Source organism: Vibrio ishigakensis (assembly GCF_024347675.1).
In the GTDB taxonomy this organism is placed as follows: domain Bacteria; phylum Pseudomonadota; class Gammaproteobacteria; order Enterobacterales; family Vibrionaceae; genus Vibrio; species Vibrio ishigakensis.
On the sequence record NZ_AP024882.1, the window covers coordinates 401,811 to 416,075 of the forward strand.

Sequence of the window (14,265 nt, forward strand, 5' to 3'; positions counted from 1 at the left end):
AGCCACCCACTAATACACGCCGTGCAATAAGCTTTGCGAGCTTCTTTTCTTTCACATCCTAATGCAACCCATTTTGACAAATTGACTTGGTTTGCCAAAGAACAGCAATTTGGGACACGGTTTTTTTTCTACCTTGTTCAATACTAGTGCCCAAAAGCGACTAGCTGGTTGCCCAATGTATCTCGTCGATTGTAGGAGTCATAAATGAATAGACGCAGATTTTTGGCTCTCTTAGCGGCGAGCCCTTTAGCTGGATGTGTGAGTGCGAGACCAATGAGTGTAGAAAAGTATAATGGTTCAGAGGTGATTGTAATTGGAGCTGGGCTTTCTGGTCTGATAGCAGCAGTAAGACTAATCGAACATGGTGTCAGTGTCACACTGGTTGATAGTGAACCTCGAGTCGGTGGGCGTATTTACTCCGTACCTATCGGAGGTACTCATGCCAACCTTGGTGCGCAGTACGTTTTTGAAAGCGACAACGAATATATGAATAAATATGTGCGACGTGTCGACTGCTTCACTAATGAATACCCTAAGCTATTCGATCCCAATACGGGGAACCATGGCATCCTCTGGAATGGCCAGTTTGTCAAGGATCGCGGCGAGGGCGTTTTTCAGAAACTTCCAATAGGTCGAGAGTCTTTACTGCAATGGGATGAGTCTCTCAAACAAATGGCAAAACACCGTAAAGAGATAATGAAAAGTCGTAATTATGTTTTTGATAAAGAACCTCCTTCACAGCTTTGGTTGGCATTGGATCAAATGTCAGGCTCGGATTATCTGTCTAAATACAACCCAGATGTTGAGGACCTTTTTAATATGATGTTGACCCCTGAAGGAGGTGTTGGTACTTCAGAAACATCGGCCTTGTTGATGGCAGGTTGGTACGGTGGTGAAGAGAAAGGCATGAGTTATTTGGTTGAAGGGGGCAACCAAGAAATGGCAGAAGCCATTGCAAAAGATATCCGTGCCAAAGGTGGGAAAATATCACTCTCAACTAAGATTATCAGCGTGGAAAACGTGGAGGATAAGGTTATTGTGACAACAGAATCGGGGCAAAATTTGTCATCAGACTATGTCATTGTTACCACTCCTGCACCCATCACACGAGGCATTGTTAAAGGATTAAGTGCGGAAAAAGCACAAGCACTTGAAGCGGTAAGCTATGGTGCCAGCATGCAAGTTGCTTTGCATATCAAAGACTATACCAGTGATAAAAAACTCGCGTCTTGTCTTTTCCATAATGAGAAAGTGAATGCATATATGGATCAAACTAGAACACATGAAGACAATGAAACCGTAGTTAGCATAAACATTGCTGGCAGCGAAGCACAAGATTTAGATGACAGTGCTATTCTCAATCGAGTCGCTGAGCCTCTCTCAAAGATACATCCAAATTTTACTCTGGATAAGTCCGTCATTGATTACAAAATAAAGAAATGGCCGCTTGGCATAGCAAGGTTCCCTCCAGGCTTTCTAACCCAGAACATTGATCAAATTAGACTACCGGTTGGTCGTATATATTTCGCAGGTGACTATACCCACAGTCCAGAATTGTCCGGGGCTGCATGGTCTGGTGTCAGAGCCGCAAATGATATCTTGTCTGAGTTGAGCTAAAGGCTCAGGGTTGAAATTAACTGGCTAAGTATTCATAGTGGAATGCAAATAGATTTCGTTACTTTCACTGTGGATACCATGAAACATCCCACATTCAGCATTGTTCCCGAACAAACCCTGTTCGCTACATTGCCTCCTCATCTTCGTCAGCGTTTTGAGGTTGCGCTTGAGCTGATGCATGAGAAGTTGTACGAAAGTTTGTCATGGGAAATGGTTGCAGAAAAAAGTGCTATTTCTCCACACCACTTTCATCGCCAATTTAGCGAACTATTTCAAGAGACACCGGGACACTATTTAAGTCGAATACGGTTGCAGCAAGCGGTTCATCTACTGATGGCTAATAGTCAAACAAAGGTTATTGATATCGCACATAGTTCTGGATACTCGTCATCTCAAGCTCTAGCAAAGGTACTTAAAAGAGAGCTGGGGGTGACCGCAAATGAGATCCGTCTCGCGAGCGCTAATGCAACACCCGATCAAATCTGTGAAATGCTTGATAAGCTCTCACATCCTAGATGTGGCGATAGCTTTGAAAAACATCTGGCGATGTCTATGCCAACAGAGCTGGTTTGGTATGTTGAGCGCGGTGTTAAAGTGATAGAAGTCCAAAACTTTGATTGGGATACCGCATACGAGAAGCTGGGCGATCAAAGTAAAAGACTGCTAACTATAACCCCTATAAAAGGTATAGATAGAGAATGGCGCAATGCATCTATGACTGTGGCAGATTGGGGAGCCCCAACTTACCAACACAACGGTACGATTAAAGAGGGCTACTATCTGTGTTGCGAGGTACTTGTGCTTACTGATGTTGCTTATATCACAGCTATTAAGTCGTTGTTTGAACAGGCCAACAAGCTCAAGTATCAAGTTGATGAATCACGAGACTTGATTGAGATGATGCTCAATGTCCATCATGAGGGAAAAAAAGGGGCTACGTTCTCTTTTCAACTACCAGTTAAAATAGTGTAAGCAATTGGCTTTTTGACAGACTTGGCTGAGGTGCTTCTGAGGCTAAACAAACAGTTACTTTAGAAGAGACTCGATTGGAGTGCTTGCTATCTTTGAGTGCGACTATGGTAGAGTTCTGACTGACTTACAGTAATCCGTTAATTGCTAAATTAGCAAAGTCCATAACACGGAAATGTCCAAAAATGTGTTACTAAAGTAGAGAGATGATGGAAGTAACGACTTTGGAAAGACAAGCAACTATATCTATTTTGTTTAAACATAGTTGCTTGTTGATTTTAAAAATTGAAGTTATTTCACTTCATATCTCAGTAGAACTTCATTATCTAAAACAACATTGGTAGACCAGATAAAGTTTGCTCCTGCGCCGCTGAATTTCTCAATAAAATCCATATAAGACTTCTTATTGTCTACACCAATCTCATCTTCTGAATATTGGGTTGCTTGAGGCCATGAGTTGGAGTCGAAACTTTGCTTCATCCAATCGCTTGGGGTTTCCCAGTGAGCAGCGTACGCATTTTCTCCATTGTCTGTACCTTCAGTGGTGCAGGTTTCAGACAAACGTTTACCATCCACTTCACTCAGGCAGCTTAGGTCGTAGATAGGGGCTGTGTAGAATGTTTGTGCTTGCCAATCGGAGTTGGTTACGGTTCCATCGCTAAAGCTCGCGATAAACCCGCCATCACCAGGGTGAAATGCCTTTCCTCGATTATCTTCGGTACCCAGGCCTAGGTTTTCTTCCCAGTCAATGACCTTGACCGCAATGGTATAAGGCTTGTTAACCTTGAATTTTACGATACTAGAATTGAAGGGAGTGAAGGGAACTGTGTCTACCGCAACCAGTTGACCATTAATGTACAGCTCAAAGTAGTTATCAGCAAAGATATAGCCAGTGATCTCTTCTCCGTCAGCATCTACAACGGCTAAAGGGACTGAGTCTTCATCAACATCTGCAATACTTTGAGGGGTGATGTTGGAGCACTCTTCATACAAGTCCTTCGCTTTCGGCGCAGTAGTAAAGTGGTTATCAGCAGGAACCGTCCATACCTTGCCGTCAGAGCTAGTAATCTCGCCAACACCAGCAACACGACTTCTTCCATTCTCACACTGAAAAAGGTTTTCCTCGATTGTCTTAGCACGCCCTTGAGTGATGCTAGCTGAACCCTTGTAATCACTAATGCCAGTGCTAGCAACCGAGTCAGATGAAGGAGAGCACCCCGCTAAAAATAAGGTTACAGATGAAAGAGCGATAACTTGGCTGTTTTTGATAACCATTGGCGGAGATCCTGTTTGGGTAAGAAGTTTAAGCGTAGTTTTAACCAGAGAGAGGTCAATTCGACTCTCTAAATAAGGTGCGTATTCTGCCCATTAGACTGTAAACGAACGTAAACAGCACGCAATGTTGGGTAAACTTATGCTCTCATCTTGAGCAATTTTAGGAACAGATTCAAAACTACGACTCTCTGCTAGTTTCTGATTGCTATTCCTACCTCATTCGCTAATAATCGAGGCAATGTTACCGTAACACTTAGACGTACTGTGAAGAATAAAAGGACATCTCTGCAAGACATTGCCGACCAAGTTGGCGTAACCAAGATGACGGTGAGTCGCTACCTAAGGGACCCAGAAAAGGTATCGCAAAAGACTCGTGACAAGATTGAAAAGGTCATCACAGAAACCGGCTATATCCCCAATAAAGCCCCTGCTCTGCTCTCGAACTCCAAGAGTTTCGCTATCGGTGTTCTGGTTCCTTCACTCACCAACCAGGTATTCGCAGATGTTATTAGTGGTATCGAAGAGGTCACTGAACCCGCCGGCTATCAGGTGATGTTGGCCCACTACGGCTACTCTCCTGAAGTAGAAGAAAAGCACATCACCTCGCTGCTTTCATATCAAATCGACGGTCTGATCCTATCCGACTTCGAACACACCGAAAGAACGCTCGCCATGATTGAGATGGCAGGTATTCCAACTATTGAAATCATGGGCTCGAGTAAGACTCCTATCCATCAATCTGTCGGCTTTGATAACAAAAAAGCGGGCTATTTGATGACTAAGGCACTTCTAGAAAAGGGGTATAAGCATCCTGTTTATCTTGGTGCTCAGCTCGATAGACGAACCGAGCTAAAGCGCGAAGGCTATCGAGACGCCGTTGAAGAGTTTGGTGTTATGCCAATTGAGATGCTGACCGAAGAAGGCTCCTCTTTCTCTCTAGGACGTGAATTACTGACCAAGACGCTAGAGCAACATCCACAAGCCGACAGCTTCTTCTGCACCAATGACGATATCGCAACTGGGGTTGTGTTTGAGTGCCAGCATCAAGGGATCTCAATACCTGAGCAAATCGCAGTAGCCGGATTCCATGGTCTGGATGTAGGTCAATCACTAGTGCCAAGGCTTGCCAGTGTGGTTACCCCTCGTAAAGAGATAGGCGAAATCGCAGCAAAACAGCTACTACAAAGAATCGAAAGTAAATCGAAGAAAACCGACAACATCTGCCTAGATGTAGAGTTAGATTTTGGAGAAAGCGTCTAGCGTTAACAGGGTCTATAACGGCTTATAGACCCATCTCAATTTTAAAGCTTTTTAGACAAAACACTCAGCGCGCCACTAATACCGGTTTCTAGTTCAACCAGATTGCTTGCCAGCATATAAGCTGGAGTGGTGATCACCTTATTCTCTTCATCCACATGATGCTCAACTGCAGAGCAAGCAATATGCTTAACGCCTGTCGGCTCAAGTGCCTGGATGGTATCGGCATCACTGCCAATGGTCAGAGATACGTTTGGTAGGGATTTGGCCACCAACACAGGAGCGATACACATCGCCAATACCCATTTTCCTTGTCCATGGAAATCGTTGATTGCTTGGCTGATCTCAGGAAGCACACCGTACTCAGCGCCTTTCACTGCAAAATCAGAGAGGTTCTTGGCGGCACCGAAGCCACCCACAAACACCAAGGCATCGAAGTCACTTTGGTTGAGCTTAGCAAGTGACTGGGTATTGCCGCGGCTAACTCTGTTGGATTCTGCCAATACATTACGTTGCTCAGATTCAAACACCTCACCAGTTTGGTGATTTACGACATGAAGTTGAGTGATATCCGGAGCAAATGTTTGGTACTCAATGCCGAGCTTTTCTAATGAGAGCATAGTAATCACACTTTCGTGAAGCTCCGAGCCATCAAATACACCCGAACCTGACAGTACAACTGCGACCTTAGCCATAATGCGTTTCCTTATCTTGTTGTTGGTTTATTCCAATATATGCCTGCTGATAAGAAACATAAATTTTCGATGTGACAATCTGACTGCTGAATAGAGAGTAAACCTCACAATTGTGATCCACTTAAACCTGCGCTACTCATCTCCATTTGCTTTCATTTTTTTAGATATATATGCATCACTCTAACTAAGCTTGAAAACTCGATAAAATACATATCCTGTAACAGTACGCATCCCCTTAAAGCCTTTGTATAGCCTCGTTTTAACGATCCAGATCTCAATTTTTAGATGAATCTCAAAATCCGCTTTATTTTACAAATGTTACTGGTAACTTGTTACCCGTAACTTAGAGCATAACAATCCAACTCTAAGAAAAACTATCGCGAGGTCTCCCCCGAGTCTGGCGAATACAAACAGAAGAAGAATGTCGCCACATGAGTGGCGGTGCGTGAACTCAAAAGTCGGCTATCTGGCTGTGATAGACCGCAAAATGACTTGGCTACAAACGACTTAGCCAACCTCTGCACACTTAGGAGTGATAAAAAATGTCCAACAATTTCAGCGCCCTAGCCAATTCGGTAGTGGAGAAGATGGGTGGAGCGAGCAATGTGATTGCCCTTACCCACTGTATGACCCGCCTGCGTTTTGTTACCAAAGACGAAGCGGGGATCGATGCCGATGCGCTTAAGAAGATCAAGGGTGTTATGGGCGTTGTGCAAAACGGTGACAAGTGCCAGGTTATCGTGGGTAACAATGTGGCTGCGGCATACAAAGAGGTGATGAAACTGCTTAACCTTGATGGTAGTGCAGCAGATGACGCTCCAGCTCCTAAAGTGAAACTGACTCCTAAGGTTATCGGCGCCAAGATGCTTGATGCACTTGTGGGCACCATGTCACCGCTTATCCCTGCCATCATCGGTGGCTCTATGGTTAAGCTTGCGGCCATGCTTCTGCTGATGTTCAACGTTTACGAAGCTGACCACTCGACCATCATCCTACTGAACACCATAGGTGACGGTGCCTTCTTCTTCCTACCTATCATGGTAGCGGCATCGGCAGCGATTAAATTCAAAACCAATATGTCATTGGCCATCGGTATTGCCGGCGTCTTGGTTCACCCTAACTTTATTGACCTGATGGCTCAGGCGGCCGAAGGTAAGCATGTTGACCTATTTGGTATCCCAGTAGAGTCTGTGCGCTACACCTACACCGTTATTCCTGTGCTTATCATGACTTGGATTCAGTCATACATTGAGCGCTGGGTAGATAGCATTACTCCTACCGTGACTAAGAACTTCCTTAAGCCAATGCTTATCGTTCTAATCGCAGCGCCAATCGGCATCCTTCTGGTAGGCCCTATGGGTATCTGGATTGGTACGGCTATCTCTACTCTGGTTTACACCATCCACGGCACTCTAGGCTGGCTAGCAGTAGCTATCATGGGCGCACTATGGCCACTACTTGTACTGACTGGTATGCACCGTGTGTTTACACCAACCATCATCCAAACCATCGCTGAAACTGGTACCGAAGGCATGGTAATGCCATCTGAAATCGGTGCAAACATAGGTATGGGTGGCGCATGTCTAGCGGTAGCTTGGAAGACTCGTAACATCGCTCTTAAACAAACCTCTATGGCAGCAGGTGCATCAGCCCTAATGGCGGGTATCTCAGAGCCAGCACTATACGGCGTATTGGTTCGCTTGAAGCGACCACTCATCGCGACCCTAATCACAGGCTTTATCGTAGGTGGCCTAGCAGGCTATGCGGGCATCGCCAGCCACTCAATGGCCGCACCTAGCCTATTCACCAGCGTGCAGTTTATCGACGTAAACGACCCAATGAGCTTGGTGTGGGTACTTGGCCTAATGGCACTGTCGGTAGTTCTTTCGTTCGTCCTAACCCTAATGCTTGGCTTTGACGATATCCCTAACGAGGAAGAAGACGACATGAACAAGTCTCACAAGAAAGAAGCGGATAAAAAAGAAGAACCAAAGCTTACTGAAGCTCCAGTAGCTGCCAAAGCCACCGCTTAAACATCAAATTATTTAGCCACCTCAGCTTGGGGTGGCTACAAAAAATTAAAGGCACAGCATGTCCAAAACTACATTTCCATCAGATTTCCTTTGGGGTGGCGCAATTGCCGCTAACCAATCAGAGGGTGGCTACCGAGAGGGTGGCAAAGGATTAACCACAGTAGATATGATCCCTTACGGTGAAAACCGCATGCCTATCAAGCTTGGTCAAGTGGACTCGGTTGAGCTAGACCCAAGTGAATACTATCCAAGCCATAACGCTATCGATTTCTATAATCGCTACAAAGAAGACATTGCTCTTCTGGCTGAGATGGGGTTCAAAACCTTCCGTATTTCAATCGCTTGGGCTCGCATCTTCCCGAAAGGTGATGAAGAAACACCAAACCAAGAAGGCATCGACTTCTACCGCTCAGTATTTGAAGAGTGCAAGAAATACGGCATCGAGCCGCTGGTAACCCTGTGCCATTTCGATGTGCCAATGCACCTAGTGAACGAATATGGTTCATGGCGCAGCCGCGAAATGATCACCTTCTTTGAGCGTTATGCCCGTACCTGTTTCGAGGCCTTTGATGGCTTGGTTAAGTACTGGCTAACCTTTAACGAAATCAATATTTTACTGGCTAGCCCATTCTCGGGCGCGGGAATACTCTTCCAAGAGGGCGAGAACCAAGACCAAGTGAAATACCAAGCAGCGCACCATGAACTGGTCGCTAGCGCCTTGGTAACTAAGTTGGCTCATGAGATCAACCCTGAAAACCAAGTGGGCTGTATGCTGGCCGGCGGTAACTTCTACCCATACTCCTGCAAGCCTGAAGATGTTTTCACAGCAATGCAGAAGGACCGTGAGAACCTGTTCTTTATCGATGTTCAGTCACGTGGTTACTACCCTTCTTACGCTCAGCGTGTATTCGATGAGAAAGGTGTCGTTCTCGACATTCGCGAAGAAGACCACGAGATCTTGAAAAATACCGTAGATTTCGTCTCATTTAGCTACTACGCATCTCGCTGCGCATCAGCAGATATGAACGAAGGCAACACCAGCGCTGCTAACGTAGTGAAATCCATAAAGAACCCACACTTGGAAGCAAGTGACTGGGGTTGGGTTATCGACCCATTAGGTCTGCGTATCACGATGAACACCCTGTATGACCGCTACCAGAAGCCTCTGTTCCTGGTTGAAAACGGCCTAGGTGCAAAGGATGTATTGGATGAAAGCGGTCAGGTAAATGATGACTATCGCATCGACTATCTGCGTGCTCACGTACAAGCAATGAAAGAAGCCATCAAGGATGGCGTGCCTCTAATGGGCTTCACGCCTTGGGGCTGTATCGACCTTGTGGCTGCCTCTACCGGTGAAATGAGCAAGCGCTACGGCTTCATCTATGTGGATAGAGACAACCTAGGCAACGGCACCTTAAACCGTATCCCGAAGAAGTCATTCTACTGGTACAAAAAGGTCATCGAGAGCAACGGCGAAGATCTCGATTAATACCGACTATAAGTGCGGCAGAAGCCGCACAATTATTATAAAAATCTCATGAGGGGTTTATGAATAACAACACCGCAGTTTTTATCATTATGGGTGTTTCAAGCACCGGTAAATCGACTGTTGGCGAGATGTTCGCACAGGAGATCCGCGCTAAGTTTATCGATGGCGACGATCTGCATCCTAAAGCGAACGTTCTAAAAATGTCTCAGGGTGAAGCGCTAAACGATCAAGACCGCAATCCTTGGCTAGAAAGAATCCGTGATGCTGCATTTAGCATGGAGATGAAGAACGAGCGTGGCGTGATTGTCTGTTCAGCGCTCAAGAAATGCTACCGCGATAAAATCCGTGAAGGGAACCAAAACGTTATCTTCCTGCACCTTCACGCCGACAAAGCAATCATCGCAGAGCGTATGCAAAATCGTGAAGGGCACTTTATGCCACTGTCACTGCTTGATGATCAGTACGCGACCATGGAAATGCCGACTGATTTAGAGACTAAAACCCATCAGGTGGATGTGTCTAACGACCTCTACGAAGTGGTTTCTGAATGTGTCACCTTAGCGAAGCAATATCTGGATTGAAAGAATGAACAACACAGTTATTCAAGTTACCCTCGACATCATTGAAAGAAGCAAACAGCGTCGTGAAGACTATGTTCAGCGCATGCAAAAACAAGCACAGCACGGACCAAACAGAGGTTCTCTTTCATGCAGTAACATGGCACACACTGTGTCGATCTGTGGTGACCAGCAGCGCGATAAAGTACTTGATTTCACTAAGATTAATCTGGGTATCGTAACGGCATACAACGATATGTTAAGCGCCCACCAGCCTTATGAAACCTATCCTGAACTCATCAAAGAGGTGATGTCTAAGATGGGTCACAGCGCTATGGTTGCGGGTGCCACGCCTGCAATGTGCGACGGTGTTACTCAAGGGCAAGAGGGCATGGATATCTCCATGTACTCACGCGACCTTATCGCCCAGTCCACGGCGGTTGCTCTAAGCCACAATACCTTCGATTGTACGGCGCTTTTGAGCATCTGCGACAAAATTGCACCAGGCCAGTTGATGGGTGCTCTCTCTTTTGGTCACCTGCCTACTTCATTTATTCCAGCCGGCCCAATGTCCTCTGGCATTTCTAATGCTGAAAAGGTCAAAGCAAGACAACAACACGTTGCGGGCGAAATTAATGATAGAGAGCTTCTAGAGAAAGAGTGTGGAGCGTACCACTCACCAGGTACTTGTACCTTCTTTGGCACAGCCAATACCAACCAATTGGTGTTTGAAGCCATGGGTCTAATGCTACCAGGCTCAGCCTTCGTGCCAGTTGGTAGCGAACTCAGACACGCACTGAATATCGCCTCTATCAAGAACATGGTTGCCATCTCTGGTGGTCAAGGGCGTCCGCTGTACAAAGTGGTAGACGAAAAATCTATCGTTAATTCACTGGTGGCTCTTATTGCGTCAGGCGGCAGTACCAATCACACCATTCATATGATAGCGGTAGCCAGAGCGGCGGGTTTGATAGTGACTTGGGATGATCTCGATGCCCTATCAAGCGTCGTACCACTACTGGCACGTGTTTATCCAAACGGCCCCGCTGATATCAACTATTTTGAGCGCGCGGGCGGTGTTCCAGCACTACTGAAAAACCTTTCTGAGCGTGGCTTGATCCATATGGATGCGACGCCGGTGTACGGCACCATGCAGGATTATCTGAAGACGCCAAATCTGGAGAACGGCAAACTGGTTTACTTGCCAATCCACGATAGCCAAGACTCGGATGTGATTGCTCCGCTAGGTAAAAGCTTCAGCGAACAAGGTGGCCTTAAGGTACTGGCCGGTAACCTAGGCCGTGGGGTGATGAAGATCAGCGCGGTTGCTGAAGAGAATCATGTAATCCAAGCACCTGCATTGGTGTTTCATAGCCAACATGATGTGAAGCGTGCCTATGAGGCGGGAGAGCTGGATAGAGACGCAATCGTAGTGGTGAGACATAATGGCCCTGCGGCCAACGGTATGCCTGAGCTTCACATGCTGATGCCAGTTCTTGGCAATGTAATGAAAAAAGGCTTCAAGACAGCGCTTTTGACCGATGGTCGTCTTTCAGGGGCATCAGGTAAGGTACCTGCACTTATTCATATGACACCTGAAGCGCAGCACGGTGGACCTCTATCTAAGGTAGAGAATGGCGACATCATCACCATCAATGGTCAAACCGGTGAAGTAAACGTCGAGCAAGACATCCAGCATAGGGAACAGACTGAGTTTGATCTCGCTTCCCAACACTTCGGTTCTGGTAGAGAGTTGTTCAGCATCTTTAGGCACAATATCTCCAGCGCAGAAGCAGGAGCCACCATCCTAGAGTAACAAAACGCACTTCACTCGAAATAATACGGCGGCGTATAGGGTCTTTATGTTCCATATACGCCGTTTTTGCGTATGAGAGATAAGTTGCCAAGGAGGTAGTTATGAAGTGGATGTTAATAGCTCTAGCAATGGCATTCTCAGGCTCTGTTTTTGCAGGATACGGCACAGGTGGTGTCCCGTCGGTACCCTGCTACATAGACGGAAAATACGAAGGCACCATCCCTATTAACGAGTGCCATCGCATTGGCGGTAAGGTGCCCGGAGAGAAATGACCTAGCCTGCCTTCACCAAATTCAGCGGTTCATCTAGCACCCTGCTTTTATACCCACGAAGCATTACCAAGCTGATAACCGCTGTCACCGTTTCTGCAAACAATATACTCCCCCAAATGCCATTTTCTGGAAAGAAGTATGGCAACACTAGTATGCCCAATGCCACAAACACGAATCCTCGACTTAGCGATATCATGGTCGCCTGTCTAGGGCTAGCCACCGCTTGAAACAGGTTGGCAATAACCATATTCAGCCCCATCAAAGGCACACCAAAGAAGTAGAAAGTAAGGGCTGTTGCAGCCAAGCCCGTCAACTGAGAATTATCACCCAAATAAAGGTTCGCTATCTGAGGAGCTATCAACCAAACAAGGCTCATAAAAACCAAGCCACAACCAATCGCTGACTTAAGCCCGAGCTTTAAAATACTTTGGATGCGTCTAGGCTTACCTGCCCCATGGTTAAAACTAACGATAGGCTGGCACGCTTGCGCTATTCCCACCATGACAAAGAGGGCAAATACACCAATATTAGAAGTCAAACCATACGCTATGATGTAGCTCTCACCGTAATGGTGAAGCAAGGTATAGTTGAACATGAAAATAGTCATTGCCGAGGTGATTTCGATAAAGAAGATAGGTGTGCCTATCCTCAAGATGTCACGACTGCGACCTAGGCCCATCCCCTTAAATGAAAGCTCGAGATTACCCTTTTTATACACGAAGTGGCTTAGCAAAATCAGAGCAATCACTACCTGTGAAATTACCGTCGCATAGGCGGCACCCTTCATACCCCAACCAAACTTGAGTACAAAGAAGTAATCCATAACCAGGTTGCTGATGGCGCCTACAGACATGGCAATAGTGGCAAGTTTAGGGTTGGTGTCGTTGCGCACAAAGCAAGACAGAACCCATGCAAGGGAGTAAAGCACGAACATTTTCAGCAGTACCGAAAGGTACTCATGTGCTAAGGTTGCAATGTTCCCTGTAGCTCCAACCATGCCAATGATTTCATCCAGCCAAAACAAGGCTAGGGTTACAGCAATGGTGGTGAGGATGGCCGTCAGTAGCATTGACTGATTAAACAGTACTTGCCCGGCTTTTTTATTACCCTTGCCTACCTCGATGGACATCATGGCAGCACCACCAATACCCACCATCATAGAAATAGCGGTAAAAATAGAAAAAGCAGGAATGGTGATAGCGATAGCACCCAAGCCATCCGCACCGACACCTTGCCCAATAAACCAAGCATCTCCCATGATATAGAGAGACTTGATCACCATGCCTGTCAGCGCTGGCCAAAGGTACTGGAAAAATGATTTAGATACGGGATCAGTTTTTAGATTAATGCTCATAGTAGAGACTTATCCGCAATAGATTGAATACGGGTATTATCAATACATCGGAAAGCCTAAGTAAGGGATAAACTGCCTATTGTATGGCACTATCTGCACATCGCTCGCGAAACTCCGCCGGAGTCTCTTGCATCTGGCCACGATAAAAGCGGCTAAAATAGGAAGGGTCTTCAAAACCAAGTTCGAACGCTATGGTCTTAATTGTTTTGTTTGAAAAAATCAGATCGCGATTAGCCTCTAGTATCACCCTATCATGAATAAGCTGTGTGACAGTTTTACCCCGTTCGGCTTTGCAGAGCTCATTAAGGCGCTTACTGGTCAATGCCAGAGCATCGGCATAGAACTGGCTTTTTTTCTCTAGCTTATAGTTATCCTCTATCAGCCCTACGAGCTTAGATACCCTAGCATCACGCTCTTCACCAACACCCTGTGAGGGAATACTAAAGCGCACTATATAACGCAAAAAACTGATAATAAGGGATTCGACTAAGTCCCAATCGGACTCTTGTCGCTCACACTCCTCTTTGAGCAAGCCAAATATGGATTCAAGGTGCGTGCTCTGTTCAAGGTAGCAATCAAGATAGGGTACACGGTTATCATGGGTAGCAAATACGCTCTCCACCAACTGAACATTCCTCGGGTTTGCCATCAGAAATCCCGGAGAAAATACCAGTAAACGTACATCCTTTCCCATATAAGCCGAGTTGTGAACCTGGCCAGGAGCTATGGTGAAAAAACGATGGTTCTTGTTCTCATATTCCACAAAATCAATGCTTTGGCTGCCAGAATCATCAAGACACCAAAGTATCTCCCAATACTCATGACGATGAGGTTCTAGAAAGGCTTCATCAGCCTCTTCATGTATCTCTTTAGCCTTGCAAGGCTTTCCCTTCGACAGGTGAACATGCTTAATAAGGTGTTTCATGGGATA

The 14,265-nt window shown here is 46.0% G+C and carries 12 protein-coding genes; 8 read left to right on the plus strand and 4 right to left on the minus strand.

The genetic code is table 11. The features are described from left to right. The first annotated feature begins 273 nt into the window (after positions 1-273). Together Pcarn_RS15700 and Pcarn_RS15705 are read left to right on the plus strand one after the other, a co-directional pair. Positions 274-1,617 (plus strand): flavin monoamine oxidase family protein, encoded by a 1,344-nt coding sequence (locus Pcarn_RS15700; RefSeq protein WP_261836864.1) that lies wholly within the window; start codon positions 274-276, stop codon positions 1,615-1,617. A 78-nt stretch (positions 1,618-1,695) separates the two neighbouring features. Further along, positions 1,696-2,589, plus strand: a complete 894-nt coding sequence (locus Pcarn_RS15705) for a helix-turn-helix transcriptional regulator (RefSeq protein WP_261836865.1) — start codon at positions 1,696-1,698, stop codon at positions 2,587-2,589. Positions 2,590-2,877: 288 nt separating this feature from the next. On the opposite strand, the gene Pcarn_RS15710 is transcribed toward Pcarn_RS15705, so the two are convergent. Continuing rightward, positions 2,878-3,861 carry a hypothetical protein gene (locus Pcarn_RS15710; RefSeq protein WP_261836866.1) on the minus strand — a complete coding sequence of 328 codons (984 nt, stop codon included), beginning with the start codon at positions 3,859-3,861 and terminating at the stop codon, positions 2,878-2,880. A 321-nt stretch (positions 3,862-4,182) separates the two neighbouring features. Here Pcarn_RS15710 and Pcarn_RS15715 point away from each other — a divergent pair, with 321 nt between their 5' ends. After that, entirely contained in the window at positions 4,183-5,121 is a 939-nt protein-coding gene (locus Pcarn_RS15715; protein WP_261837348.1) for a LacI family DNA-binding transcriptional regulator, read from the plus strand. 41 nt (positions 5,122-5,162) lie between these two features. Here Pcarn_RS15715 and elbB read toward each other — a convergent pair whose 3' ends face one another. Beyond that, positions 5,163-5,813 (minus strand): isoprenoid biosynthesis glyoxalase ElbB, encoded by a 651-nt coding sequence (gene elbB / locus Pcarn_RS15720; protein ID WP_261836867.1) that lies wholly within the window; start codon positions 5,811-5,813, stop codon positions 5,163-5,165. A gap of 542 nt (positions 5,814-6,355) precedes the next feature. Between elbB and ascF the strand changes: the two genes are divergently transcribed. From ascF to Pcarn_RS15745, 5 genes are all read left to right on the plus strand, one after another. Then, a complete protein-coding gene (gene ascF, locus Pcarn_RS15725) occupies positions 6,356-7,846 on the plus strand; it encodes a PTS cellobiose/arbutin/salicin transporter subunit IIBC (protein ID WP_261836868.1) in 1,491 nt (496 codons plus the stop codon). A 58-nt stretch (positions 7,847-7,904) separates the two neighbouring features. Then, entirely contained in the window at positions 7,905-9,335 is a 1,431-nt protein-coding gene (gene ascB / locus Pcarn_RS15730; RefSeq protein WP_261836869.1) for a 6-phospho-beta-glucosidase, read from the plus strand. A 59-nt stretch (positions 9,336-9,394) separates the two neighbouring features. After that, positions 9,395-9,916: a gluconokinase gene (locus Pcarn_RS15735; protein ID WP_261836870.1), complete on the plus strand. Its 522-nt coding sequence runs from the start codon at positions 9,395-9,397 to the stop codon at positions 9,914-9,916. Between the two features lie 4 nt (positions 9,917-9,920). After that, positions 9,921-11,708: a phosphogluconate dehydratase gene (gene edd, locus Pcarn_RS15740; RefSeq protein ID WP_261836871.1), complete on the plus strand. Its 1,788-nt coding sequence runs from the start codon at positions 9,921-9,923 to the stop codon at positions 11,706-11,708. Positions 11,709-11,809: 101 nt separating this feature from the next. Then, on the plus strand, positions 11,810-11,980 hold the full coding sequence (locus Pcarn_RS15745) for a hypothetical protein (RefSeq protein WP_261836872.1): 171 nt from the start codon (positions 11,810-11,812) through the stop codon (positions 11,978-11,980). Position 11,981: 1 nt separating this feature from the next. On the opposite strand, the gene Pcarn_RS15750 is transcribed toward Pcarn_RS15745, so the two are convergent. Next, positions 11,982-13,334, minus strand: a complete 1,353-nt coding sequence (locus Pcarn_RS15750; protein ID WP_261836873.1) for an MATE family efflux transporter — start codon at positions 13,332-13,334, stop codon at positions 11,982-11,984. 76 nt (positions 13,335-13,410) lie between these two features. Beyond that, entirely contained in the window at positions 13,411-14,259 is an 849-nt protein-coding gene (locus tag Pcarn_RS15755) for a helix-turn-helix domain-containing protein (RefSeq protein ID WP_261836874.1), read from the minus strand. Positions 14,260-14,265: the final 6 nt, after the last annotated feature.

Excerpts from the sequence above, each read along its gene's own strand:
- Pcarn_RS15700 (WP_261836864.1), top strand. The coding sequence starts at position 274 with ATGAGTGTAGAAAAGTATAATGGTTCAGAGGTGATTGTAATTGGAGCT.
- Pcarn_RS15705 (WP_261836865.1), top strand. The coding sequence starts at position 1,696 with ATGAAACATCCCACATTCAGCATTGTTCCCGAACAAACCCTGTTCGCT.
- Pcarn_RS15710 (WP_261836866.1), bottom strand. The coding sequence starts at position 3,861 with ATGGTTATCAAAAACAGCCAAGTTATCGCTCTTTCATCTGTAACCTTA.
- Pcarn_RS15715 (WP_261837348.1), top strand. The coding sequence starts at position 4,183 with ATGACGGTGAGTCGCTACCTAAGGGACCCAGAAAAGGTATCGCAAAAG.
- elbB (WP_261836867.1), bottom strand. The coding sequence starts at position 5,813 with ATGGCTAAGGTCGCAGTTGTACTGTCAGGTTCGGGTGTATTTGATGGC.
- ascF (WP_261836868.1), top strand. The coding sequence starts at position 6,356 with ATGTCCAACAATTTCAGCGCCCTAGCCAATTCGGTAGTGGAGAAGATG.
- ascB (WP_261836869.1), top strand. The coding sequence starts at position 7,905 with ATGTCCAAAACTACATTTCCATCAGATTTCCTTTGGGGTGGCGCAATT.
- Pcarn_RS15735 (WP_261836870.1), top strand. The coding sequence starts at position 9,395 with ATGAATAACAACACCGCAGTTTTTATCATTATGGGTGTTTCAAGCACC.
- edd (WP_261836871.1), top strand. The coding sequence starts at position 9,921 with ATGAACAACACAGTTATTCAAGTTACCCTCGACATCATTGAAAGAAGC.
- Pcarn_RS15745 (WP_261836872.1), top strand. The coding sequence starts at position 11,810 with ATGAAGTGGATGTTAATAGCTCTAGCAATGGCATTCTCAGGCTCTGTT.
- Pcarn_RS15750 (WP_261836873.1), bottom strand. The coding sequence starts at position 13,334 with ATGAGCATTAATCTAAAAACTGATCCCGTATCTAAATCATTTTTCCAG.
- Pcarn_RS15755 (WP_261836874.1), bottom strand. The coding sequence starts at position 14,259 with ATGAAACACCTTATTAAGCATGTTCACCTGTCGAAGGGAAAGCCTTGC.